Origin of the sequence: Oribacterium sp. P6A1 (genome assembly GCF_000702885.1) — a bacterium.
Lineage (GTDB): Bacteria > Bacillota > Clostridia > Lachnospirales > Lachnospiraceae > Oribacterium.
Window position 1 is genome coordinate 34,488 of record NZ_JNKO01000001.1, and the last position, 24,898, is coordinate 59,385.

The 24,898-nt window shown below is 43.8% G+C and carries 20 protein-coding genes; 1 reads left to right on the top strand and 19 read right to left on the bottom strand.

Annotated features, from left to right (window positions below; genetic code table 11):
* Positions 1-69 precede the first annotated feature (69 nt).
* Positions 70-1,851 (top strand): Rqc2 family fibronectin-binding protein, encoded by a 1,782-nt coding sequence (locus T515_RS00170; RefSeq protein WP_036606292.1) that lies wholly within the window; start codon positions 70-72, stop codon positions 1,849-1,851.
* Between the two features lie 57 nt (positions 1,852-1,908).
* On the opposite strand, the gene T515_RS00175 is transcribed toward T515_RS00170, so the two are convergent.
* The 19 genes from T515_RS00175 to sufB all read right to left on the bottom strand — a co-directional run bounded on the left by T515_RS00175 (position 1,909) and on the right by sufB (position 24,862).
* Positions 1,909-2,670: a YebC/PmpR family DNA-binding transcriptional regulator gene (locus T515_RS00175; protein WP_036606293.1), complete on the bottom strand. Its 762-nt coding sequence runs from the start codon at positions 2,668-2,670 to the stop codon at positions 1,909-1,911.
* A gap of 116 nt (positions 2,671-2,786) precedes the next feature.
* Positions 2,787-3,854 (bottom strand): NAD(P)H-hydrate dehydratase, encoded by a 1,068-nt coding sequence (locus T515_RS00180; protein WP_036606295.1) that lies wholly within the window; start codon positions 3,852-3,854, stop codon positions 2,787-2,789.
* A gap of 80 nt (positions 3,855-3,934) precedes the next feature.
* Positions 3,935-4,294, bottom strand: a complete 360-nt coding sequence (gene acpS, locus T515_RS00185) for a holo-ACP synthase (RefSeq protein WP_036606297.1) — start codon at positions 4,292-4,294, stop codon at positions 3,935-3,937.
* Between the two features lie 9 nt (positions 4,295-4,303).
* On the bottom strand, positions 4,304-4,942 hold the full coding sequence (locus T515_RS00190) for a redox-sensing transcriptional repressor Rex (protein ID WP_036606601.1): 639 nt from the start codon (positions 4,940-4,942) through the stop codon (positions 4,304-4,306).
* A gap of 235 nt (positions 4,943-5,177) precedes the next feature.
* Positions 5,178-6,464: an adenylosuccinate synthase gene (locus tag T515_RS00195; protein ID WP_036606299.1), complete on the bottom strand. Its 1,287-nt coding sequence runs from the start codon at positions 6,462-6,464 to the stop codon at positions 5,178-5,180.
* Positions 6,465-6,577: 113 nt separating this feature from the next.
* Positions 6,578-6,763, bottom strand: a complete 186-nt coding sequence (locus T515_RS00200) for a hypothetical protein (protein ID WP_036606602.1) — start codon at positions 6,761-6,763, stop codon at positions 6,578-6,580.
* 237 nt (positions 6,764-7,000) lie between these two features.
* Complete coding sequence (gene yjeM / locus T515_RS00205; RefSeq protein WP_036606300.1) at positions 7,001-8,527, bottom strand: glutamate/gamma-aminobutyrate family transporter YjeM; 1,527 nt, start codon at positions 8,525-8,527, stop codon at positions 7,001-7,003.
* 209 nt (positions 8,528-8,736) lie between these two features.
* Positions 8,737-10,221 (bottom strand): cytochrome c biogenesis protein/redoxin, encoded by a 1,485-nt coding sequence (locus T515_RS00210; protein ID WP_242839289.1) that lies wholly within the window; start codon positions 10,219-10,221, stop codon positions 8,737-8,739.
* 187 nt (positions 10,222-10,408) lie between these two features.
* The gene (purB, locus tag T515_RS00215) at positions 10,409-11,845 is read right to left on the bottom strand and encodes an adenylosuccinate lyase (RefSeq protein WP_036606302.1); all 1,437 of its coding nucleotides are present in this window, start codon (positions 11,843-11,845) and stop codon (positions 10,409-10,411) included.
* A 375-nt stretch (positions 11,846-12,220) separates the two neighbouring features.
* Complete coding sequence (dapB, locus tag T515_RS00220) at positions 12,221-12,985, bottom strand: 4-hydroxy-tetrahydrodipicolinate reductase (RefSeq protein WP_036606303.1); 765 nt, start codon at positions 12,983-12,985, stop codon at positions 12,221-12,223.
* A gap of 76 nt (positions 12,986-13,061) precedes the next feature.
* A complete protein-coding gene (gene dapA / locus T515_RS00225; RefSeq protein ID WP_036606304.1) occupies positions 13,062-13,946 on the bottom strand; it encodes a 4-hydroxy-tetrahydrodipicolinate synthase in 885 nt (294 codons plus the stop codon).
* Between the two features lie 114 nt (positions 13,947-14,060).
* Positions 14,061-15,896: a translational GTPase TypA gene (typA, locus tag T515_RS00230; protein WP_036606305.1), complete on the bottom strand. Its 1,836-nt coding sequence runs from the start codon at positions 15,894-15,896 to the stop codon at positions 14,061-14,063.
* A 133-nt stretch (positions 15,897-16,029) separates the two neighbouring features.
* On the bottom strand, positions 16,030-16,644 hold the full coding sequence (locus T515_RS00235; RefSeq protein ID WP_036606307.1) for a YigZ family protein: 615 nt from the start codon (positions 16,642-16,644) through the stop codon (positions 16,030-16,032).
* 111 nt (positions 16,645-16,755) lie between these two features.
* Positions 16,756-19,386, bottom strand: coding sequence for a transglycosylase domain-containing protein (locus T515_RS00240; RefSeq protein ID WP_051671273.1), 2,631 nt, complete (start codon positions 19,384-19,386; stop codon positions 16,756-16,758).
* Between the two features lie 190 nt (positions 19,387-19,576).
* Positions 19,577-20,218 carry an RpiB/LacA/LacB family sugar-phosphate isomerase gene (locus T515_RS00245; RefSeq protein ID WP_036606309.1) on the bottom strand — a complete coding sequence of 214 codons (642 nt, stop codon included), beginning with the start codon at positions 20,216-20,218 and terminating at the stop codon, positions 19,577-19,579.
* A 171-nt stretch (positions 20,219-20,389) separates the two neighbouring features.
* Entirely contained in the window at positions 20,390-20,860 is a 471-nt protein-coding gene (gene sufU / locus T515_RS00250; protein WP_155988221.1) for a Fe-S cluster assembly sulfur transfer protein SufU, read from the bottom strand.
* A 102-nt stretch (positions 20,861-20,962) separates the two neighbouring features.
* Positions 20,963-22,207: an aminotransferase class V-fold PLP-dependent enzyme gene (locus T515_RS00255; RefSeq protein WP_036606315.1), complete on the bottom strand. Its 1,245-nt coding sequence runs from the start codon at positions 22,205-22,207 to the stop codon at positions 20,963-20,965.
* 79 nt (positions 22,208-22,286) lie between these two features.
* Positions 22,287-23,348: a SufB/SufD family protein gene (locus tag T515_RS00260; RefSeq protein ID WP_036606317.1), complete on the bottom strand. Its 1,062-nt coding sequence runs from the start codon at positions 23,346-23,348 to the stop codon at positions 22,287-22,289.
* A gap of 95 nt (positions 23,349-23,443) precedes the next feature.
* Complete coding sequence (sufB, locus tag T515_RS00265) at positions 23,444-24,862, bottom strand: Fe-S cluster assembly protein SufB (protein ID WP_036606318.1); 1,419 nt, start codon at positions 24,860-24,862, stop codon at positions 23,444-23,446.
* Positions 24,863-24,898 lie beyond the last annotated feature (36 nt).

Sequence of the window (24,898 nt, forward strand, 5' to 3'; positions counted from 1 at the left end):
AAAATAAGTAAAGTTAAAGAAAAGTGCATGTATTATTGTACATAAAACAGGAATTGAGAGGTGATCAACATGGCTTATGACGGACTGGTTGTTTCGGCAACGGTTAAAGAATTCAGGGAAAAACTAATCGGTGGAAAGATCTCAAAGATCACCCAGCCTGAAAAAGACGAGATCGATTTTGTTATACGTAATCAGAAGGATAATTACCGTTTAAAGATTTCCGTAAATCCTTCGCTTCCATTATGTATACTTTCCGATGAAAAGAAGCTCTCTCCTATTTCCGTACCTACTTTTTGCATGGCTCTTCGTAAGCATATAGGAAACGGTGCCATACTTGATGTAAAGCAGCCGGATCAGACATTGAAATGCAAGGGTCTGGAAAGAGTTGTCATTTTTGAGATTGAGCATCTAGATGAAATGGGTGATCTGGGAAAGAGATATCTGTCTGTTGAGCTCATGGGTAAGTATTCGAATATCATATTATATAGAGAAGATTTTACCATCATTGATGCGGTGAAGAGGATTTCACTGTCCCAGTCTTCTGTTCGTGAGGTGCTTCCCAACAGGGAGTACTTTATTCCGGATGCGGGAGGGAAGAAGAATCCGCTGGAGCTTACAGAAGAGTCTTTCGTTAGTCTTCTTTGTGATAAGCCTGAGCCTGTTTTTAAAGCTCTCTTCCATAATATAACAGGATTAAGTCCTCTGACTGCTTCCGAGATGTGCCACAGAAGTTCTGTTGATCCCGATCTTTCCGCCAACTGCCAGCCTAAAGAAGCATTGGCGAAGCTCTATCAGGGATTTAATGAGGTGGTAAGCTCTGTTGCTGCACGGCAGTCTCCTGATCCTGTCATAGTTTATAAGGACGGAGTACCTTCCGATTTTTCGGCATTTCCTCTTACAATCTATGATACTGACAGTCAGTATGAGGTCAGACATTTTGAATCCATGAGTGATGTCATTTCGCGTTTTTATAGTGAAAAAGATAAAAGTTCAAGAATCCGTCAGAGGTCTACAGATCTTCGCAAGGTTATAAATACTTTGCTGGAGCGTACCGGAAAGAAGCTTAATATTCAGGAAAAACAGCTTAAGGATACGGAGGACATGGATAAGTTCCGCGTTTACGGAGAGCTGCTTCATACCTATGGTTATTCACTTACCGGTGGCGAAGAGGTACTTCGCTGCGAGAACTTTTATACCAATGAAGAAATTGACATCCCGCTTAAAAAGGATCTGACTGCTTCTGAAAATGCAAAGCATTATCTTGAAAAGTACGATAAGCTGAAGCGTACCAGGGAAAATGTCACTGTTCAGCTTGGGGAAACAAGACAGGAACTTTCACACCTTGAGTCCATTCAGACCGCCCTTGACATCGCTGAAAGCGAGGAGGATCTTCAGGATATAAGAAGAGAAATGGGGGATTTCGGTTTCATTCACAAAGCCCAGGGAAAGGATAAGGGGAAACTTCAGAGAAAGTCAAAGCCCTATCATTTTGTTTCGGAAGATGGCTATGAGATCTTTGTCGGAAAAAATAATTATCAGAATGAGGATGTAACCTTTAAAATCGGTGACGGAGGTGACATTTGGTTCCATGCCAAGAATGTTGCCGGTTCTCATGTTATCGTGAAGACCGGAGGACAGCCTATGGAGGATATTCCGGACAGACTTTTCATAGAAGCTGCAGGACTCGCTGCCTACTACTCTTCTCACAGGGATGATAAAAAGGTGGATGTTGACTATACTATAAGAAAGAATCTGAAAAAGGTTCCTAACGCAGCGCCGGGTTTTGTTATTTATCATCAGAACTGGTCTGTTACCGTTGAACCTAAAAATATGACAGAAGTAAATGATTGATATAAAAAAGAAGCGGTCCGAAGACTGCTTCTTTTTTCGAATCAGAGTCTTTAAAACTTATCCCTGAACGCTGTCGTCGTTCTCTTCTGCCCAGTTGGTGTAAACATTCTGAACATCCTCTGATGCGTCAAGAAGATCGAGAGTTCTGCGAAGTCCCTTTACTGCCTCAGGGTCTGTTACAGATACATAGTTCTGAGGAACCATAACCACATCAGCCTCTGCCATAGGGATACCCTGCTTCTCGATGTTCTCGCGAACTGTCTCGAAATCGCTGGGAGCTGTGTAGATTACGTAAGAATCTTCCTCATCCTGAATATCCTCAGCACCGGCCTCTATAGCCATTTCCATAAGTGTATCGAAGTCCTTGTCCAGGTCGTCCATAGCCTCGCGGTCAAGGATGATCTGTCCCTTCTCATCGAACATGAAGGATACTGCACCCTGTGTTGCGAGGGAACCCTTACCCTTTGTGAAAGCGGAACGGATATCTGCTGCGGCACGGTTCTTGTTATCTGTAAGAACCTTTACGATGAGAGCAACACCGTTAGGACCGTAGCCCTCATACTGAAGCTCCTCGAAGTTATCAGCTTCCATGGATCCGGCAGCCTTCTTGATACCGTTGTTGATGGTATCATTAGGCATGTTGTTTGCCTTAGCCTTTGCGATAACGGCTGCAAGCTTTGAGTTGTTGGAAGGGTCAGGACCGCCAGCCTTAACAGCAAGCGCAATCTCATGGCCGATCATTGTGAATATTTTACCCTTAGCGGCATCATTCTTTTCTTTCTTAGCTCGAATGTTAGAAAATTTTGAATGTCCTGACATATCATTCTCCTCAAATCATATATAAAAATCATTGTTTATAAATCAAACTCTAGTACTATAACGTAAATGAAGCGCAGAATCAAGAGTTTCATGAATCTGCGCCTGAAAAATGAATTCTATTGTTCTGATAAGGAATCAATGATACGTCCAAGAGAATTTGCGGTGTCCCTTGCCAGAACTCCGTTTATGCCGTATTGTTTCGCTGCAAGCACTCCTGCTTCTGCATGAATAATAACTGCAAGAACCGCGGCATTATAGGCCGTGTTCTTAAAACTTACGGATTCTGATATTTCGTATCCGGATCCATCAGTAATGTATGAGCCTGATTCATCAGTGGGAACAGAGGACAGGTCAACTCTATTTGAAGGTTCACAGTCAAATTTGTTCCTGCTGCCCATATTACCTGATTCTGCCCTGAGCAAAGTATACATACCTGCTATGGCTCCGCTTAGAACATCCCCTGATCCGCCCTTGCTGAGGGCCGGACTTTTTAGTGTGTTTTTGAAGAGCTTCTCTCCTGTTTTGTCTGAAACTATGGTCTCACTGCCCTTCATTATAGTAATCAGTTTATGGCTTTTTGAATATTCCGAAGCGGTTAAAGCCGGATTTTCCAGAATTTCCTGCAGGGATTTACCGGATAATCTGCTCATTTCCATGGGATGAGGTGTGATTATGACAGGAATCCTTTCCGTAATTTCAGAAAGTTCTTCCTTTAAAGAAGGACTTTTGCTAAGGATATTAAGTCCGTCGGCATCCAATATGAGAAGAGGTGACTTCTTTTTTATAAGGTCATCATCAAGAGAGAAAGCTTTTATGGATTTTAATGTCTCTCTCAGGACATTTTGACTAAGAAGAGAGTTTCCAAGGCCGGGACCTGCAATTATTACATCCGCCCATTGAACATTTCTTTTGGCAAGCTCATTTACGTCACCTGACTCCTCATAGCCTTCATAAACCGCCTCCGGGAGAAGTGTCTGCAGTATAGTTCTGTTATCTTCATGGGTCAGGAATTTTACCAGTCCCGCACCGGTACGGTAAGAGGCAAGGGCCGAAAGATAGGCTGCCCCGCTCATGCCTTTGCAGCCTGCAAGTACGAGAACCTTTCCGTAGGTTCCTTTATTGCTGTCCGGAAGACGTAAAGGTATGGAATTGAAATAAGGGGATGGGTCAGTTTGGATATTCATGGATGTATCCTTTCATTTTAGGAGCCTTATGTCCGGTTTACGATTTTCCGAAACTTATTGTGTCCGGAAGCGGGGATGAACTACCCTTCCACCACTGCCATGGCTGAAACCAGATCCTTGGTATCGGTTATGGAAACAAGGATGTTTTTTCCGCCCAGTTCTTCGAACTTTTCCAGAGCTTTCCCATGCAGTACAACGTAAGGCCTGCCGTTTTCCGTTCGCAGAATTTCGATATCAGCCGGGCGTATGCCCTCTGAAAAGCCGGTGCCGAAACATTTGACCACACATTCCTTACATGCAAAATCACCGGCAAGCATCGAGTCCTTGTCTGATGCCTGCCGGAGTTCTTCTTCGGTAAAAATACGTTCTGCAGTATGGTTCTTTCTGGTGTTTGCTATACGCTTTATTTCTAAAAGGTCAGTACCTATACCGATGATCATGATGACCTCTTATTCAGCATTGAGAGATTCTCCCATACGGTAGCTCAAACGCATAAGAGACTCGGAAAGATGTACATTCTCTATAACGATGTTCTCGGGAACATCCAGATCCACATGGGCGAAGTTCCAGATGCCCACGATTCCGTCATTGATAAGCTGCTCAACCACCTTTATTGCCGCGTTCTTGGGGATACATACAGCAGCCATCTTGATATTGGATGACTTGATGATTTCATCCATGCTTTCCATGGACTGAATCTCTATATCACCGACTTTTTTTCCGACAATGCTTGGATCCTTATCAAAGATGGCTTTAACTATAAAGCCTCTCTTACGGAAATTAGTGTAATTTGCAAGAGCCTGTCCAAGGTGTCCGGCTCCTACGATGATCATCTCATGCTCATTGTCAATGTTAAGAATTTTGGCAATCTCGTCATGGAGGTTTTTGATGTTATAGCCGTATCCCTGTTGACCGAATCCGCCGAAATTGTTCAGATCCTGTCTGATCTGGGAAGCGGTGAGCTTCATTCTTTTACTGAGCTCGCTGGAGGATATACGTTCAATGCCCTGATCCATAAGATCTTCAAGATAACGGTAATATCTTGGAAGTCTCTGAATGACTGCCTGAGAAATCTCTTTTTTTGCCATAAAATAACCCTCTATATTTTCAATCTTTTTATTATCTGAATTTGATGTGATCATGTTTCCTCTTTCATCACCTAACATATTATACAGTTTTGTTAATTATATGTCAAAAGTTATAGTAGAATTCTTAACAAAGTTTTATAGATGCTTTTTTAATAAAACCATGCTTATTCTGTAAAAAAATACATTGAAAGGCGGATCGGATATGATCCGACCCGCCGATTGATTAATAAATATATCAGATCTTAGGTGTACGCTTAAGAATCTCGTGTCTCTCGGGACCGTTTGAAACCATGGTTATAGGAGTCTCTATCTGCTTCTCGATGAAGTCGATATAATCCTTACACTCCTTTGGAAGCTCGTCATAGTTCTTGATACCGCGGATATCGCAGTTCCATCCCGGAAGGGTCTCATAAACAGGTTTTGCCTTGTTGAGAAGCGGTGTAACAGGGAAATCATTTGTTACTTCACCATCAATCTCATAACCTGTACAAACCTTAAGCTCCTTGAGATAACCAAGTACATCAAGAACAGTAAGAACTGCCTCTGTTGCACCCTGAAGCTGACAGCCGTACTTTGAAGCAACTGCATCATACCAGCCCACTCTTCTCGGACGGCCTGTGGTTGCGCCGTACTCACCCTTATCTCCGCCTCTTCTTCTGAGCTCCTCTGCTTCATCACCGAAAAGCTCTGAAACAAAGTCTCCGGCTCCTACTGCTGAAGAATATGCCTTGGTTACGGCAATGATATCCTTTATCTCATAAGGAGGGATACCTGCACCTACCGCACCGTAAGCTGCAAGAGTTGAGCTTGATGTAACCATAGGATAAATACCATGATCGGGATCCTTCATGGTTCCAAGCTGACCCTCAAGAAGAATAGTCTTTCCTGCCTTAAGAGCCTCTCTAAGGAACTTTGAAGTATCTGTAACGTATGGTGCAATGAGGTCTCTCTGCTTGTGGAGTTCTGTGAGGAGCTCATCATAGTTTATCTCTGCTGCATGATAAAGCTCGCGAAGTGCCGCATTCTTTATTTCCACAACCTTGTGAAGTCTGTCTGTAAGAACTTCTTCATCAAAGAGCTCACAAACCTGAAGGCCGATCTTTGCGAATTTATCGGAGAAGAAAGGAGCGATACCTGACTTTGTGGAACCGTAGCTTTTTCCGGCAAGTCTCGCTTCCTCAAGAGTATCAAAAAGTACATGATAGGGCATCATGACCTGTGCACGATTGGAAACAAGTATCTTAGGCTTTGGAACACCTGCATCAACCAGAGACTTGAGCTCGGCACAGAACTTTTCTATATCCAGTGCCACACCGTTGCCAAGTACAGAAGTTGTGTGATCGTAAAATACACCGCTTGGAAGAAGGTGAAGTGAAAAACGTCCGTAGTTGTTTATGATGGTGTGACCTGCATTGGCACCGCCCTGAAAACGTACTACGATATCCGAAGTCTCGGCAAGCATGTCAGTGATCTTGCCCTTTCCTTCGTCTCCCCAGTTTGCACCTACGATTGCTCGAACCATATTAATCCTCCTAAAGAGATAGTATCCCAAGGATACTACTGATGCCCCTCACCTTTTTGACACATTATGCAGAACTGCTTCTGTGAGAGATTCGTGACCGAAGCACCAAAAAATTATTTTTTTGTTAGCTTTGTGAACCAGATAAATACATAAAGTACCGACGGGATCACTATGAGGCAAAAAAGAACAGCCAGAAGATACTCTTTTTTAGCGCCGGTAAAAGCGAAAAACAGTAAAAGTATAAGCAGTATGGCTATGATTATCAGAGCTAAAATTGCAAGCACTCTTTTTAAAGTCAAAACTGCACCTCCATGATGATCTAATTTGCACAGACATGAAGAATTATATAAATAAAACACTGAATTTTCAAGTTGTATCATTAGCGTAAGCTGCATATTTAAGAGTTCTAAAGTCAGAGCCCCTCCGGCTCTTCTGAAATATCTGCTTGACTGTATTAAAAAAACTCCGACATATAGTATCTCGATATGGATACCTTATGTCGGAGTTGGATATTTTAATATTATTTTTAACTTATCTCAGGCAATCTTCTTTACCTTCTCTTCAGGGCCTACAGCCTTTCTCTTCTCATATCTTGTGTAGATAACATAAGCGGCAAATCCGAAAAGCACGGGACCTATGATGGACCAGAAAGTAGTCTTGTAATCTCCGTCCAGGGCCGGCTGAATGATGGCAAAAAGGTTTGCAAGGAACAGAGTCATAGTAACGACATAGCCCCAGAAAGATGCTGACTTCTGGGATTTGTATACTTCAAAGCTTCTGTCTATGCCCTTAAGCTTCTTGAACTTAGGGAAGGCGTAGGAAATGAACATGTAAGGGATGGTCATACCAACGTTTACCATGGCTGTAAGGATAAGGAAGAACTGCTGCATGGTATCTCCGCCGAAGGAAACAAGAAGTACCATGGTGCATACGATGGCGCACTGAATCCACATTGCATTCTTAGGCATGCCATCCTTTTCAATAACGCCCATCTTTCCCGGCCAGAGATCCTCAGGTGTTCCCTCGATCATCTGCTTAAGAGGTGAGTAAACAAGTGTAAACATTGCACCCATAAGGGCAAGGAACATAATAAGTGCGTAGATTCGTGCAAAACCGTGAGCGAGAGTTACCTGCAGTGCCTCTGAAGCACCGAAGGCTCTTCCGAAGGTTGATGCAAAGTTAGACATTATTACATAGGATACGTTTCCAAGGGTAATGTTACCGGCCCCGAGAATTTCCTCATAATTTGTGAATGAACCAACCAGCATGATAAGGAGCGCATAACCCACAAGGATAACCATTGCAGCTGTTACGATACCCTTAGGGAAGTTCTTCTTGGGATTTTCAGTCTTATCTACAAGACCGCCCACAGCTTCTATTCCGCCGTATGCAAAAAGTGCGTATACGATGAAGGACAGGATCATGATGAAATTGCCCTGGTATGCCGCATTAAGAGGAGTCTTTAATGACTCAAAGCCAAGGAACGGCTGCTCGAGCTGACCGTGGCGGGCGATGATCATTACGATAGAACCCACAAGTACAAGAACATTGATGGTGAGAACCGCAGAGCCGCCGATGGATGTAACCTTACTAATCTTGTCAATGCCTTTGGTATCAAAGTAGGTGATCACCATGAAAAATGCTGCAGCCAGTATTCCAAGAAGTCTTGAACCGGATAATAGCTCTGAACCGAAAAGTGACCATGTGGAAGTTGTATCGCTTCCGAAGATGATGTTTGAAATGGGTACCCAGATTCCGGAGGAGACATTGACCATCCAGAGAACGTAGGAGGTATACCACATGAATGTTCCGATAAATGCATATTTGGGACCTACGGACTTCTCCATCCATGAGTACATTCCTCCGGTCTCGTTACGGAAGGCGGAACCGAACTCCGCTATCATAAATGCAAAGGGAATAAAAAACAGGATTCCTGCGATAACAAACCATGGAATCGCCGCATATCCCATGAGATAGTAGGATCTTGGGATGTTATTGAATCCGTATACTGATGTAAAGATCATCAGTATAAGTGACATTAAACCGAGTTTCTTTTCTTTCATCTTACTTCTGTGATGTACGTTCCTTCTGATGCATCACAGCTCCTTTCTTTAGTGCTCCGCATGAATTCAAAAAAATACACGCGAGGTTATATATTACATAAATTTAGGTTATATGTAAATGTCAATTTTGCACAATTTGTACAAAATTATATTTATACCAAAAAGAGGATGAAGCACCGCTTCATCCTCTTATATAAAGTTTCAACATATTAGGATACCGAAACATGGTTACGGTATCGTGCTGACTCTCTTCTTGCTCTGTCTATAACATCTTCCATCATTTCTTTGTTCATGCCTCCCGGAACATAGCCAAGTATGTTGCCATGAGGATCAATGAGGAAGGTGGTGGGAAAGGCATTGATATAATACTGCTCTTCCGTGATGTATTCCGTGTCCATAAGGACAGGGAAGGTATAGCCATGATCATTTGTGAATTTCTTTATTCCGGTAACATTCTTTTCCTGCCCCAGGCCCGGAAAAGTGATAGTGAGGAATACTATATCAGAATCTGTTTTCTCACTGTATTCTTCGAAAAGCTCCTGAATATATGGAAGTTCTTCCTTACATGGTGGACACCATGTGGCCCAGAAGTTCAGGAAAACGATTTTCCCCTTGTAATCTGAAAGGGTATGAGTGTTGCCGTGCTGGTCTTTCAGTGTGAAATCAAAAGCCAGATAGACATCTTCGTTTGAAGCATTTTCCGAAGATTCTTCTGTTTCATCAAGGGTCTCTTCCCGGCTTTCATTGATATGATCATTTACGGATTCATCGTTTTTTTTGCTGATTGAATCCCTTACAGATTCTTTCAATGATTCATCATTTTGCTTTGAGCTTTCAGCATCTGTCTTCTGACTTGTATCGGTTACTGAATTTATATCAGATCCCCCTGATTTAACTACACTGTCTTTGACAATGTTTCCGGTATTATCTCCTTGAGTAGTGCTGCCTGTATCTATGGAAACCGATGACAGATAGGATGATAATCCGTTTAGCTGTCCTGTGAACATCATAAGCCCGATGACTATAAGAAGTGCCCCTCCGATTTTCACAGAGTACCGGACTATGGATTTGTGCCTTGAGAAAAATTCAAGAAGTGTTGTTGTGAATAATCCCACCAACAGAAAGGGAATTACATAACCTAAGGTATAGACAAAAATCAGCAGTAGGCCCTTTAGCACGGTATCTGCCGATGCCGTCATTATAAGTATGGATGACAGAACAGGACCTATGCAGGGGGTCCAGGCAAAGCTCAGTAAAAAGCCGAACAGAAATGCCGCGAAAGGAGACATTGTCATATTCTTTGTGTCAAAGGGGAGCCTGAATTCTCTGCTCATAAGGCTGCTCATTCCGAAGAATCCAAGCTGATACAGACCGAAAAGTATGATAATGATGCCGCCGATTTTTGAAAAAAGAAGCTGATGCCCTGAAAACAATCGCCCAATGGCACTCATTCCCAGACCCAGGATCAGAAAAGCAAAGCTTATGCCCACAGTAAAGAAAAAGGTGTTGATCAAAACCTTTTTCCTGTTGTAATGAAAGCTGCCATCCGACTCTTTTTTCAGGGTTCCGCCGGATAGATAAGCGATATAAACAGGTATAAGAGGTAGAACGCATGGAGAGAAAAAACTGATAATTCCTTCAAGAAAAACAGTCAATATGGAAATGCCGGAAGTTACCGGTAGGTTCATAGCCATGATACTCTCCTTATTTCATATGAAATTGCAATGTCTGTTAATTAATATATTAAGCCATTAAGCAAAAGATGTCTATTAATGGCATATTTGATTTCTCGTATATGAAATTGGTTAGTAATGAGATTTTAATAAGAGCCAGAGGGCTCCATATAAGCCCCTCTGGCTCTGTTTTAAAACTAATTCTGTTTTAAACCTTTATCTCAGCAGTGAGTCCAAGAAGCTCCTTGTTATCTTCAAGTATCGGCTTCACAACTTCGTTAATGTAGTCTTCTGTCTGCTTTGGTGAACGTCCTACATAACGCTCAGGCTGCATGCTTGCCTCAAGGTCGTTAAGGGAAAGGTGGAAGCTTGGGTCAGCAGCTATAAGCTCAAGAAGGTTGTTGTCCTTACCCTCTTCCTTTACTGTCTTTCCTGCTTCCATGCTGAGCTGTCTGATCTTCTCATGAAGCTCCTGACGGTCTCCGCCTGCCTTAACTGCATCCATCATGATATTCTCGGTTGCCATGAATGGAAGCTCTGCCATAAGGTGCTTTCTGATAACCTTAGGATAAACAACAAGACCGTCAACAACATTGAGATAAAGATCAAGGATACCGTCTATGGCAAGGAATCCCTCAGGTACTGAAAGGCGCTTGTTAGCGGAGTCATCAAGAGTTCTCTCAAACCACTGTGTGCTGGACACAAGCATTGGGTTCATAAGATCTGACATAACATAATCCGCAAGAGATGCGATACGCTCAGAACGCATAGGATTACGCTTGTAAGCCATGGCACTTGAACCGATCTGATGTTTCTCAAAAGGCTCTTCGATCTCCTTCATGTGCTGAAGCATACGGATGTCGTTTGTGAATTTGTGTGCTGACTGTGCGATTCCGGCGAGGATGCTTAATACACGGAAATCCACCTTACGGCTGTATGTCTGACCTGAAACAGGATAGCAGGACTTGAAGCCCATCTTCTCTGCTATCTTCTGGTCAAGCTCACGGCACTTACTGTGGTCGCCGTCAAAAAGCTCAAGGAAGGAAGCCTGAGTTCCGGTGGTTCCCTTGGAACCTAATAATTTTAGAGAATCGAGAACATAATCGAGATCCTGGAGATCCATAACGAGATCATTGATCCAGAGAGTAGAACGCTTGCCCACAGTTGTTGGCTGTGCCGGCTGGAAATGAGTATAAGCAAGAGTCGGAAGATCCTTATGCTTTAGAGCGAACTTGCTGAGCTCGTTGATACAGTTGATGAGCTTTTTACGAACAAGCTCGAGACCCTGACGCATGATGATGATATCTGTGTTGTCACCTACATAGCATGAAGTTGCACCAAGGTGAATGATTCCTTTGGCATTGGGACACTGAACGCCATAAGCGTAAACGTGGCTCATTACATCGTGACGAACTTCTTTTTCACGTGCTTCGGCAACCTCATAGTTGATCTCATCCTGATGTGCCTTCAACTCATCGATCTGTTCTTTGGTGATGTTGAGTCCAAGCTCATGCTCTGTTTCCGCAAGGGCTATCCAAAGCTTTCTCCATGTACGGAACTTGTTGTCCTGTGAAAAGATGTACTGCATTTCCTCTGAAGCATAACGTCCTGTCAGTGGGCTTGTGTAACGATTATGTTCTGCCATCTTGATCTCCTTTAAATAAAGCTTGTGTGAACTTATTCTTTTATCTGTGTGCCAATGTTTAAACCCTGCTCTGAGAGCAAAACATCAGACCACAGCAATTAGAACTATATAACATTTTTTCTTTGCTGTCGAATGCTTTTGCCACGCTCGGCATAATGCACAATAAAGTTCCGGAAAAGAAAGTACGCGACTACCCTTTTTTACATCGTATGCTTAAAACCTTTACCGAGTCTGCCATTCCTGATATCAGATTCCTCGTCGGTTATCAAGAGTTCAAATTTTCTTTTGTGCAGGCACAACAACCTTTTGAGAGTTTAACAAGTCTTATAACGTAAAAAGCAGAATCCGATTTGGATCCTGCTTGAATCTTTCATATCAACGCAGAACATCCTGCATGGAATAAAGACCCGCTTCCTTGTTCTTAAGGAATTTTGCAGCATTGAGTGCTCCGTTTGCAAAAATGTTTCTGGAGTATGCTGTATGGTTAAAGGTTATGACCTCGTCTTCACCTGCGAAGATTATATCATGTACACCTGCAATGGTTCCTCCGCGGACTGAACTGATACCGATCTCTTCATGTGGTCTCTGCTGACGGCGTTCTGAACGATCGTAAATATAATCAAGCTTATTATCAAGAGCATCATTCACAGCATCTGCGAGAGCTAAAGCTGTACCTGAAGGAGCATCAGCCTTTCTTCTGTGGTGCTGCTCTACGATATCTATATCGAAGCCTCTCTCGTAAAGCTTCTGCGCGGCTGTCTTTACAAGTTCTAAAAGAAGGTTTACACCGATGGACATATTGGCACTTCTGAGTATTGGAGCCTTCTTTGAAATTTCCTTCACTCTTTCAAGCTGAGCATCATTTAGACCTGTTGTGCACTGAACACATGCCTTGCCGGTCTTCTCCACATAATCCAAAAGCTTGTCTATGGCAAGGGCAACCGAGAAATCAATGATTACATCAAACTCTTCTGTCACCTTATCGAAACTGTCATATACAGGAAATCCGATAGCTGGATCATCAAGGTGATCTTCCCTGTCTATTCCTGCTACTATCTCGATGTCATCCATAGCCTTTGCGCAATTTGCAACGTTCTTACACATAACACCCATGGCACCGAATAATAAAACTTTTGTCATAACAACCTCACTTTCAATTTATATCAAAACAGCAGTGATCAGGTAGACCACTGCTGAAATTTACTTTTGATCCTGATCAAAGAACTCCGAACTTTGTCATCTCTTCCTTAAGAAGAGCCTTTGTCTTGTCAGTTGCCTCTGTAAGAGGAAGTCTCATGGAACCAACGTTCTTTCCCTGAAGATTGAGAGCTGCCTTTACAGGAATAGGATTTACTTCTGAGAAAAGAGCCTTGATAAGCGGAAATGCCTTGAGCTGCGCATCAAGAGATCCCTTGATGTCGCCGTTAAACCACTTCTCACAAATGTCGTGAGTCTCTTTTGGAGCAATGTTTGAAAGCACTGAGATAACTCCTGAACCACCGAGGGCAAGAAGAGGAACCACCTCATCATCATCTCCGGAATAAAGAGCGAAATCCTCATCAACGAGAGTCATGAGCTTGGTGCTCATCTCGATGTTTCCTGTAGCGTCCTTGACACCTGCGATGTTCTTGACATTCTTATAAAGATATGCCATGGTCTCAGGCTGTATGGTAACACCTGTTCTTGAGGGTATATTGTAAAGGATACAAGGAATGCTTATGGCCTCTGCAATAGTTGTGAAATGCTTTATAAGACCTTCCTGTGTTGCTTTATTGTAGTATGGAGTAACCAGAAGAACTCCGTCAGCTCCCGCTTCTTCAGCCTGCTTTGAGAGCTCAACAGCAGTTGCTGTACAATTACTTCCTGTTCCGGCGAGTACCGGTATACGGTGAGCTACCTTATCTATGATGAAACGTACAACATCCATGTGTTCTTTCTCTGACATGGTTGATGCCTCACCTGTAGTGCCGCAAGCTATAATGGCGTCTGTGCCGCCTGCAATCTGTTCTTCTATGAGCTCTGTAAGTTTTTCGTAATTTACAGATTCATCCTCATTAAATGGAGTAATGAGAGCTACTCCTGCTCCTTTGAATATTGCCATAACAACCTCCGTTATTTATGGTTTTAGCATTAAACTTCACCTATTATACAATATGATTTAAAAACAGGCGACAGAAAATCTGCCGCCTGCCATAGTTTTTTATTATTTCTGTGATTAGCTGTTCTTTCTGGCAATTCCGGCTCTCTTTCTGAGAGTAGGATCAAGAATCTTCTTACGGATACGGAGATTCTCAGGTGTAACCTCAAGAAGCTCGTCTGTATCGATGAAGTCGATGCACTGCTCAAGAGACATGATCTTCTTAGGTGTGAGCTTAAGTGCTTCGTCAGATGATGAAGTACGTGTGTTTGTAAGGTGCTTTGTCTTACATACGTTAAGCTCGATGTCCTCAGACTTAGGTGACTGACCGATGACCATACCTGAGTAAACCTTCTCACCCGGTCCGATGAAAAGAGTACCTCTTGCCTGTGCCTGGAAAAGACCGTATGTTACAGCCTCACCGTTCTCGAAGGCAATGAGTGAACCCTGGTGACGGTATGAAAGCTCGCCTCTGAACTCGCCGTAGCCATCAAACTCTGTATTAAGGATACCGTTACCCTTTGTATCTGTCATGAACTCGCCTCTGTATCCGATAAGACCTCTTGAAGGGATATCGAACTCAAGACGTGTGTAGCCTGTTGCAAGCGGGCTCATGCCGTTAAGAACACCTTTACGCTGTGTGAGCTTCTGGATAACTGTACCTGTGCAGTCATCCGGAACATCGATGTAAGCGATCTCCATAGGCTCCATCTTCTTGCCCTGCTCGTTGGTCTTGTAGATAACCTCTGCCTTGGAAACAGCAAACTCGAAGCCTTCACGACGCATAGTCTCGATAAGAACTGAAAGGTGAAGCTCACCACGTCCTGAAACCTTGAGAGTATCGGCTGAATCAGTTTCCTCAACACGGAGAGATACGTCAGTCTGAAGCTCTCTCATAAGACGGTCACGGATATGTCTTGATGTAACGAACTTACCTTCCTGACCTGCAAGAGGAGAATCGTTAACGATGAAGTCCATAGAGATGGTAGGCTCAGTGATCTTCTGGAACGGAATAGCCTCAGCCTCTCCTGTGATAACAGTATCACCAACGTGGAGATCTTCGATACCGGAAATGGCAACTATCTCACCGCACTGAGCTTCCTGAACATCCACTCTCTTAAGTCCATCGAAGGTATAAAGCTTTGTGATTCTTACCTTGCTCTTCTTTGATGGATCATGGTGATTAACTACGTATGCATCCTGATTGAGCTTGAGAGAACCGTTCTCTATCTTACCGATACCGATACGACCAACGAACTCGTTGTAGTCGATGGTAGAGATGAGCATCTGTGTATCAGCCTCAACATCTCCAACAGGCGCCGGGATATAATCGAGGATAGCCTGGAAAAGAGGCTCCATGTCCTTCTCTTCGTCTGAAAGATTTGCCTTGGCAAAACCTTCCTTGGATGATGCATAAAGGAATGGGCAGTCAAGCTGCTCGTCGGAAGCATTGAGATCCATCATAAGCTCAAGAACCTCATCCTCTACATCAGTAGGACGAGCCTGTGGCTTATCGATCTTGTTGATTACACACATTACAGGAAGTCTGAGATCGAGAGCCTTCTGAAGTACGAATCTTGTCTGAGGCATAGGACCTTCGAAAGCGTCAACAAGAAGGATGGCACCGTCAACCATCTTAAGGATACGCTCAACTTCTCCACCGAAGTCTGCGTGGCCCGGAGTATCAATGATATTGATCTTTGTATCCTTGTAAGTAACAGCTGTGTTCTTTGAAAGGATGGTGATACCTCTCTCACGCTCAAGAGGGTTGGAATCCATTACACGGATACCTACGTCCTGATTGTCACGGAATACACCTGACTGCTTTAAAAGCTCGTCAACAAGTGTTGTTTTACCATGGTCAACGTGGGCGATGATTGCGACGTTACGAATATTTTCTCTCTTCTGCTTCATTCTTGTACCTCATCTATACAGTATAAAAACCCAGTCGCATATAGTATGCGAACTGAAAAATTGAGTTTCAGAGCGCATAGGTTTTAGCGACCGGGCTTAATATGCGCCTTGAGTACATACACTCAAAAAAATCCTACGCATTATACCACCGGTGTTTCTCGATTGCAAGAGAAATACTTCCACCGGACATCTCCTGTATCTGATTTTGAAACAGAGTCAGTTTATCTTCCGGAACCAGCCATGTCATGTTCACGTTGTTTCCGTACTCTGCAGTTTCTTCTGTTATACCCTCTGTTTCTGTGAAATATTTTATTTTTCCTACCAGTGTATATGGAATCTCGGCAGCTGCACGATAGCCTTCAACAGCTTCCAGTACAACTGCATTATCAATTGCTGCTTTGCTTGCATTAGTATAGCTTCTGACCAGTCCTCCCGTGCCAAGGAGTGTTCCTCCGAAGTACCGGGTTACAACTATAAGGGCATCATGTATCTCCTGTCCCTTAAGAACATTCAGTATAGGCATGCCGGCGGTCTGGGAAGGCTCACCGTCATCGGACTGCTTTACGGTTTCATAATTGTCTCCCAGAACATAAGCATAACAGTGATGGCGTGCGTCATAGTACTTCTTTCTAATGGCGGCTATATGCTCCTGAGCCTCTTCTTCTGATTCAATAGGAAAGATTTCACCTATAAACCGTGATTTTTTTTCTTCGTATTCACCTGTTGCGTACTCTTTTATATATCTCATGTTTATTATCCAAGTACACCCATCTCTGCAGGAGATGGGTGCTGAAAAATATTTATTTATTTTTAATGTCTCTGCCGTTACTCTCGTGCTGTGAATCCATACAGAAAATCCTTAGTTCACTATGACCACCGGCGCTTCTATGCCTGTTGCAGGGGGTCTGCCGGTAGGACCGTATTCATAGGTTTCTGCCGCCTGAGTCTCTGCCGTGGTTTCGGTAATGGTTGGAAATACAAACTGAGGTATCTGAACTGCCTGATAATCGGAATAGCTGTATCCGCTGTCATCAGTTCCTCTGTCTTCTCCCTCGGGTATCTTTATTCCGCCCCAGCTGTAGTGAAGTTCACACTTGTCTTTAGGCACCGTACCCTCTGCGAAGTACTCTGTAATCACGGCACTTCCGCGGTGATCGTGGTAGCATCCTCCGGAAGGCAGCTTCCCTGACTTGCGGCATACTTTTTCTGTGACTATTCCTGTCGGCTCGTCAAAACCGATATCCGGGAGTCCCTCGTGAACCCTTTGCATTATTTTTCTCCATATGTCCTTATGGAAACCGGAACCGCCGTTGTATTCACCGCTGGCATTGTCGATAAGAGGCTGGTTTTCGTCGCAGCCGCCCCAAACGCCTGCAGTATAATATGGAGAGAAACCTACGAACCATATGTCCACATCCTTGGTGGTTGTTCCGGATTTACCCGCAAGACTCATACCGTCAAAATGTGCTCTTGTGGAAGTAGAGTTTACACTGAGACCGGATGCAAATGCCCTGTTGGGAAGCATGGACTGGCTCATGGCATCAGTAAGAAGAAAGGCTGTGGTTTCTTTCATGGCCTGTCTCGGTTTATCCAAAGTTGTGTCAATGATTACATTTCCGTCCTGGTCCACTATTTTTGTGAAAAACTTTGCTTTATTAAAGGTTCCGTTGTTTGCAATGGTTGCAAATGCCTGCGTAAGTTCAAGATTGGTTACGCCGTTTGTAAGACCTCCCAGGGCAAGAGCGGGGTTCTCGTCTTCATCAACAAGAGATGTGATTCCGAGATTTTCCGCATACATGCGGCCCTTATGGGGATCCAGCTGTTCCATGAGACATCTTACAGCGATTATATTTAGGGAGTAAATGATACCGTCTCTTATGGTCTGATATCCAAGATATCCCTTGCTGTACCAGTTCTTGAAGGTCTTTTCTCCTATAGTATAGCTTCCGTCATAATAGCTGGAAGCAAGAGTGGCACCGTAAAGATCTATGGCAGGTGCAAAGCTTGAAATGACCTTGAAGGTTGAACCGGGCTGTCTCAGTGTGTTTGTGGCACGGTTCAGTGAACGTGAGAAAAGCTTCTCTCCTCTTCCGCCGCTGATGGCCTTGACCTGACCGGTGTACTGATCCATGAGAACGAAGGATACCTGAGGCTCAAGTGTTGCAAAATACTTTTCTCCAAGTATCACATCCGTATCAGTAAGTAGTTCGGACTTATACTCTTCAATATATGTCTTGGCAGTATCTTCTGATTTGTAAAGGCCGTTAAAGGAAATGCCCCTTACTTCTTTTATATAACGGCTCAGATCTCTTTCCGAGTAGTTGACTATGGTTCCGTCTTCATGACGTACAGTAAATCTCCAGGTTATGGAATACTTTTCAGTATCGTAATTCTCAGGATTGTTTACTTCCTCATCAACTATGGCCTGAAGTGAAGGATCCTGTGTGGAGTAGATGGTGAGTCCACCGGAATAAAGAAGATCCGTTGCCTTCTCCTTTGAGTAATCGAAACGGCTCTGAAGCTCTTCCACAACCTGTTCCGTAAGTTCATCAACAAAGTAGGAATATGGTTCATCCACCTCTGCGGATTTCTGTGTATCAACGTCCTTTATCCTGGAGTAGACATCATCCGCCATAGCTGCATCATACTGGGCCTTTGTGATGTATTCCTGCTTCAGCATATTGGAAAGAACCTGAGCTCGACGATTGGCATTTTTCTCGGGGTGTGTGATAGGGTTCAATGCTGACGGATTCTTTGTGATAGCTGCAATAACCGCACATTCGGAAAGGGTAAGGGTATTGACTTCCTTATTAAAATATCTTCTTGCTGCAACCTTGACACCCAGTGTATTGGAACCGAGGTTTATGGTGTTGAGATACGCGGTTATGATATTCTGTTTTAACTCCTCTTTCGAGATATCCGACTGACTTTCAAGCTCCAGAGCCAGATACTGTTCCTGGAACTTTCGGACATATTTCTCAAAGGTTCCTTCATTTAAACCGCCGCCGAAGACATTGTTCTTGATAAGCTGCTGGGTTATGGTGGAACCGCCGCCGTCGGAGCTGTTATTTGAAACTACGCCTCGGGCTGCACGGAGTATGGATTTAATGTCTATACCGTTGTGTTCCCAGAAACGTTCGTCCTCTATGGCTACGAAAGCATTGATGAGGTCCGTTGGAATCTGATCGTAAGTTACTCTTTCTCTGTTTGAGCCCGCCTGTACGAGGGTTGCAGTGACATTGCCCTCGGTATCAAGTACTTTTGAAGCATAGGCTGTAGGACCTATATGAATTGATTTTATGTTTGGAGCGGAATCCAGGATTCCCTGAAACATACCATATCCCAAAGCTGCTGCGAGTATGCCTCCCGACAGAGCTCCCAGGATCAGAGCCATCTGAAAAAAATAAGATATGCGGCGTCCGACCTTTCCTTTGGTATCGTCCAAAGCATAAAGGGTTTTATCTATATTGTATTTCGTGTATTTTGTCATTACTTCCTGCCTAAAATGGTTAATACTGTCTCCTGTTGATTATACATTTCACAGAAATTGTATGCAATGCCATCACACTTACAAAATAATGTCAGTTAATCAGGAAGGTTAGGGATTAATATACAAAAAGAAGAACCGGCATCCCTGCCGGCTCCCCTTTGATTAAGAAGGATACATCATGTAGAAAAGGTCAGTCTACAAGTGATTTAATATATGCTCCTATTTTCTCATCCTTGCAGTTTGCAAAGAATAACTCCTTGAAGTGCTCACCCTTGAAAGCGCCCTTTACAAGCTCAGGATCAAGCTCCTTGAGAACCTCTACAAGATCCTGTTTAAGAGTATGTCTGCGTACCTCGTCGAGAATCTTCTTGTTTCTCTGCTCAGGCTCACGTCTCTCTGGCGGATATCCGCCGCCGAATGGCTGTGAAAAGAGCTTCTCGAAGATGTATACGAGGTTAAGGTCTCCGCCCCATCCGAACTTCAGTGCGAAAGGAAGTGCTACTGCATTACCATCGTTGATCTGTGCAAATGTGAAAGCATCAAGAGGATCCTCGATATGTCCGCAGATAACACCCGGGAATGAGTTGAGAGCAAGCATTGCGCCCTCACCTGTTCCGCAGCCTGTTACAACGAAGTCTGCAGCACCGCTGTTCAGGAGAACGGCTGCCAGAATACCGTTCTGAACGTATGTGAGCTGTGCTTCATCCTCAGCGCTGTACATACCGTAATTGTCTACGGTATAGCCCTTCTCGTCTGCAACCTTCTTGAGAGAACCGTAGATCATGGCATTCTTCGCTGCCTGAGAGTTCTCATTGATTAAAGCTATTCTCATGATTCATATATCTCCTTGTTTATTTGGTTAACCGATTTACTAATTAGTATTTTAGATGATAAGTCGGACAAATACAAGAGGAGTTTTGTGAAAATGTACAGATTGTAATACAAAAACAGTTCAGTCCATAAACCAAATTAATTATCGATTGAACTGTTTTTATAAAAGAGTTTATTGTTCGAATTTCCCGTCGTATTTATCGATTTTTCCTTCATCTGCATCTTTGAAGATCTGGCCCATGGTATGCCAGCCGAGGACAGCACACTTGACTCTTGCAGGCATGTGATGTATATCCTCAAGAATCCCCGCCTCCTCAAGTTCTTCCTTTTCTTCCGGGGTTATGGTGTCCTTTATCATCCTTAGGAAAATATCTGAAAGTCTCAGAGCCTCTTCCCTGGATTTTCCGATGATAAGATCGCACATCATGTCGGCGCTGGCCTGGGAAATGGCACAGCCGTCACCGAAAAAGGATGCCTCCTCAATGGTGTTCTGATCATTTACTTTTATATAGAGTACAACGTCATCACCACAGCTTGGATTTACGCCTTCAAGAGAAAAGGTGGCATCCTCCATTTTGTACTTGTGGGTGGGATGAATATTGTGATCTGTTAATATTTCATTGTAAAACGTATTTGCCATTATTACCTCCAAGGGTCATGCGCAAATCGAATTTATTCGGATTTGCATATGACCCGCTCATAAGCCGGGAAGTCTACTTCCCGGCTTTACCTCCAAGGGTCAGGTTCAGTCATTATATCCCATTTCCGTTCTTATCTTCTTCAGGGCATCCAGGAATTTATATACATCCTCTTCTGTGTTGTAGAGACCTATGCTGGCCCTTACGGTGCTCGGTGTGTGACAGAACTTCATAAGAGGCTGGGCGCAGTGATGTCCTGCGCGAATGTCTACATTATGCTCATCAAAGATAGCTGCAATATCATGAGGATGTACTCCGTCTATTGTAAAAGTGACTATGCCGTGATGATCTTCAGGATCCTTCTTTCCCAGAATGTGTATATAGGGAAGCTTCTTCATCTCGTCCATCATGAGACGTGTAAGATGAAGCTCTCGTTCTTCGATTCTTTCAAATCCTATGGAGCTTACATATTTAAGGGCTGCACTGAGACCCACAGCGCCGCCGTCATTGACAGTACCAGCCTCAAACTTGTGGGGAAGCTCATTCCATGTGGCACCCTCTGTTGTTACGTATTCTATCATTTCTCCGCCGAAAAGGAAGGGAGGCATCTTTTCCAGCAATGCCTTTTTTCCGTACAAAACGCCGATTCCCATAGGGGCATAGATCTTGTGACCAGAGAAGGACAGAAAATCCACGTCAAGGTCCTGTACATCCACCTTTGTATGAGGTATGGACTGAGCACCGTCCAGTGAAAATACTGCTCCGTTTTCGTGGGCGATACGTGCAAATGTCTTTACATCATTTTTTACACCCAGAACATTGGAAATGTGAGTCATGCTTACAAGTTTGACATTTGGATTCATATAGGAGCGGAACATTTCTTCGGTTATGCTTCCGTCAGGTTCCGGCATGATGTATGTGAGTTTTGCTCCTTTTTCCATACAGAGCTGCTGCCAGGGAATCATGTTGCTGTGATGCTCCATGATGGTTATAACCACTTCGTCCCCTTCCTTTATAAAAGCTCTTCCATAGGTGTAAGCCACGAGATTAAGACTTTCTGTTGCATTTCTGGTGAAGATTATTTCCTCTGTGGATGCAGCATTTATGAAGGAACGGACGGTCTCTCTGGCCTCCTCATAGGCTTCTGTTGCTGCAAGACTTAATTTATAAAGGCCTCTCATGGGGTTTGCGTTCATGGTCCTGTAATATCTGTCTACTGCTTCAAGAACGCACTTCGGTTTCTGGGTGGTGGCACCGTTATCGAGATATGTGAAGCTTCCGTCAAGGATGGGGAAGTCTCTCCTGATTCTCTCGTCCTCATCCTGACGGTTTTCTTTTGTTATTTCGGGCATAAAACTTTACTCCTTTATAGACTCGGTTCATTTCTGTTCAGTCTGAAATATCTTATGATAGACTTAAGGACTCGCCGGATCACCTGTTTTCTTCAAGATATTTCGAAATGAGGCTCTTTGTTTCTTCATCCGGGATTTTTGAGACAACGGAATCTATCCTTGCCTTAGCCATCATTTCGTATACTTCTTCCCTGTTCATACCTCTTGATTCCATGTAGAAAAGGAGGTCTTCATTGAGACTTCCGATGGTGGCACCGTGATTTCCTTCTACATCGTCTTCGTCGCACAGGATAACGGGAATGGTCTGGTTAATAACTTCGTCATCCATGAGAAGAACATCTTCAAGCTCATTTCCCACAGCTCCCTTTGCACCTTTCCGGAGATCAATGGTGCCTCTGAAAAGCTTGAAAGCTTCGCCTCTCAATACACCGTTTACCTTTATATCACATACACTTTTCTTTCCGATGTGGTTTGCAATATAGTTCATATCAAGGTGATCCCGGTTCTTAAGAAGATAAGCAATATCAGTCTTTAGACTGCTGCCCTTTCCCGAAAGATCTGTACGTGATCCCTTATAAGTCTCCTTGCCGGAAAGCACAAGCTGCATCTCCTCAAAGGAGCCATTGTCATCGGCTCTTGAAGCTATATCGTTGAAGAACCTGAATCCATTCCCCAGTCTCTGAATCTGAACAAGAAGTACTTTTGCATTCTTTCCGATACGGACCTTGGTCTGCAAAGCAGCAAAACCGTTTGCTTCTTTTTCTGATGAAAAATCCATGATTACAGTCACGTCGCTGTCCGGTGCTGCATCTATGTAAACTGCATTTACAGAGTTTGCATCACAAGTGTAATTAAAGTCAATCTTTACGGGAGAGCTTACTTTCTGCCCATTTCCCAAAGATATCTTAAGTACATCTGCACCTGACTTTTGTACCAGACTATCCATGTCATAGCCCATTCCGCCGGGAATATCCATGATTTCATCATAGGCTGCAGCCGAAACCGAAACTTCAGAACTCCTTGTTACAAAAGGGTTTCCTTCTGTTAATTCAGCCGGAACCTTCACCGGGGCATCATTCATCTTAAGCCAGTTATAAGTCGGTGCAGGCATGGCATTTATCAATAATGTATTATTTTCCATATTTCCTCCAGGATCAGGAATGTACCGGATTTGTCCGGACTCACCTCTGACCCGCCAATTTAGTTTGAAAGCTTACTTTCAATCCCTGATATCCATTAACCTATTGCTCCGACCATCTCAAGACGGATCAGATTGTTCATTTCTACTGCATATTCCAGCGGCAGCTCCTTGGATACAGAATCCGCAAAGCCTGATACTATAAGGGCCCTTGCCTCTTCCTCTGAAATACCTCGTGACATGAGATAGAAAACCGCATCATCGGATATTCTTCCGATCTTTGCCTCGTGTCCCACGTCCGCCTGCTGTGTTCGTACATCCATGGCCGGTATGGTATCGGATCTTGAAATATCGTCAAGCATCAGTGACTGGCAGGATACAGAGTTCTTTGCATTCTTTGCCTTATTGTTAATGACTACGGATGAACGGTATGTGCTTGCTCCGCCGTCCTTGCTTATGGAACGGGTGCTGATGTAGGAGCTTGTATCCGGACCCATGTGAACCACCTTTGCTCCGGTATCGAGATTCTGTCCTTTTCCTGCAAATGTCACGCCCGTAAAATCCATGTGGGAATGTGCGCCCTTAAGTATGGTCATGGGGTAAAGGTAGGAAACGTGAGAACCAAATGAACCGGATACCCACTCCATGTTTCCTCCTTCTTCCACTATGGCACGCTTTGTATTCAGGTTGTACATGTTCTTTGACCAGTTCTCGATAGTCGAGTATCGGAGCTTTGCATTTTTGCCTACGAAAAGCTCTACGCAGCCTGCGTGTAAGTTTGCGATATTGTACTTAGGCGCTGAGCAGCCTTCGATAAAATGAAGGTTTGCGCCTTCATCCACTATGATGAGGGTGTGCTCGAACTGCCCCGCTCCGGGAGCATTTAAACGGAAGTATGACTGGAGAGGTATCTCCACAGTAACTCCCTTGGGAACATATACGAAGGAACCGCCTGACCATACAGCACCGTGGAGTGCCGCGAATTTATGATCTGTTGGAGGCACCAGATGCATGAAATGATCCTTTATCATATCGGCATAGGGGCCGTGAAGAGCGGATTCAATATCGGTATATACCACGCCCTTGTCTGCAACTTCCTTCTGAAGATTATGATAAACAAGTTCGGAATCGTACTGGGCACCTACTCCCGCAAGGGACGCACGCTCAGCCTGAGGGATTCCAAGTTTTTCAAAGGTGTTCTTGATGTCTTCCGGAACCTCTTCCCAATCTGCGGTCATTTTTGTCTTCGGTTTTACATAGGTCACGATGTTATTCATATCGAGACCTTCGATACTGGGACCCCACTGAGGGATCTCCTTCTCATTGTATATTTCAAGGGATCTTAAGCGGAAATCACGCATCCACTGAGGATCTCCTTTTTTATCTGATATTTCCTCTACTATTTCTCTGGTGAGACCTTCCTGTATTTTGTAAAAGTCCTGATCCTTTTCTTCGTAGCGGAAATCATACATTGAACGGTCAATGTCATTGACCTCTGCTCTTTCCTTCTTGGCCATGTTGTATCCTCTGTATCCGGATAGTTATCACTATCT

What these genes read in the sequence shown, in the direction of transcription:
- purB (WP_036606302.1), bottom strand. Translation starts at nt 11,845, where the DNA reads ATGGCAGAACATAATCGTTACACAAGCCCACTGACAGGACGTTATGCT.
- T515_RS00180 (WP_036606295.1), bottom strand. Translation starts at nt 3,854, where the DNA reads ATGAATATCCAAACTGACCCATCCCCTTATTTCAATTCCATACCTTTA.
- T515_RS00195 (WP_036606299.1), bottom strand. Translation starts at nt 6,464, where the DNA reads ATGGTTCGAGCAATCGTAGGTGCAAACTGGGGAGACGAAGGAAAGGGC.
- T515_RS00170 (WP_036606292.1), top strand. Translation starts at nt 70, where the DNA reads ATGGCTTATGACGGACTGGTTGTTTCGGCAACGGTTAAAGAATTCAGG.
- T515_RS00175 (WP_036606293.1), bottom strand. Translation starts at nt 2,670, where the DNA reads ATGTCAGGACATTCAAAATTTTCTAACATTCGAGCTAAGAAAGAAAAG.
- T515_RS00235 (WP_036606307.1), bottom strand. Translation starts at nt 16,644, where the DNA reads ATGAGATATATAAAAGAGTACGCAACAGGTGAATACGAAGAAAAAAAA.
- dapA (WP_036606304.1), bottom strand. Translation starts at nt 13,946, where the DNA reads ATGGCAATATTCAAAGGAGCAGGAGTAGCTCTCATTACTCCATTTAAT.
- T515_RS00190 (WP_036606601.1), bottom strand. Translation starts at nt 4,942, where the DNA reads ATGGCAAAAAAAGAGATTTCTCAGGCAGTCATTCAGAGACTTCCAAGA.
- yjeM (WP_036606300.1), bottom strand. Translation starts at nt 8,527, where the DNA reads ATGAAAGAAAAGAAACTCGGTTTAATGTCACTTATACTGATGATCTTT.
- typA (WP_036606305.1), bottom strand. Translation starts at nt 15,896, where the DNA reads ATGAAGCAGAAGAGAGAAAATATTCGTAACGTCGCAATCATCGCCCAC.
- dapB (WP_036606303.1), bottom strand. Translation starts at nt 12,985, where the DNA reads ATGACAAAAGTTTTATTATTCGGTGCCATGGGTGTTATGTGTAAGAAC.
- acpS (WP_036606297.1), bottom strand. Translation starts at nt 4,294, where the DNA reads ATGATCATCGGTATAGGTACTGACCTTTTAGAAATAAAGCGTATAGCA.
- T515_RS00240 (WP_051671273.1), bottom strand. Translation starts at nt 19,386, where the DNA reads ATGACAAAATACACGAAATACAATATAGATAAAACCCTTTATGCTTTG.
- T515_RS00210 (WP_242839289.1), bottom strand. Translation starts at nt 10,221, where the DNA reads ATGGCTATGAACCTACCGGTAACTTCCGGCATTTCCATATTGACTGTT.
- T515_RS00245 (WP_036606309.1), bottom strand. Translation starts at nt 20,218, where the DNA reads ATGAGAATAGCTTTAATCAATGAGAACTCTCAGGCAGCGAAGAATGCC.
- T515_RS00255 (WP_036606315.1), bottom strand. Translation starts at nt 22,207, where the DNA reads ATGCCCGAAATAACAAAAGAAAACCGTCAGGATGAGGACGAGAGAATC.
- T515_RS00260 (WP_036606317.1), bottom strand. Translation starts at nt 23,348, where the DNA reads ATGGAAAATAATACATTATTGATAAATGCCATGCCTGCACCGACTTAT.
- sufB (WP_036606318.1), bottom strand. Translation starts at nt 24,862, where the DNA reads ATGGCCAAGAAGGAAAGAGCAGAGGTCAATGACATTGACCGTTCAATG.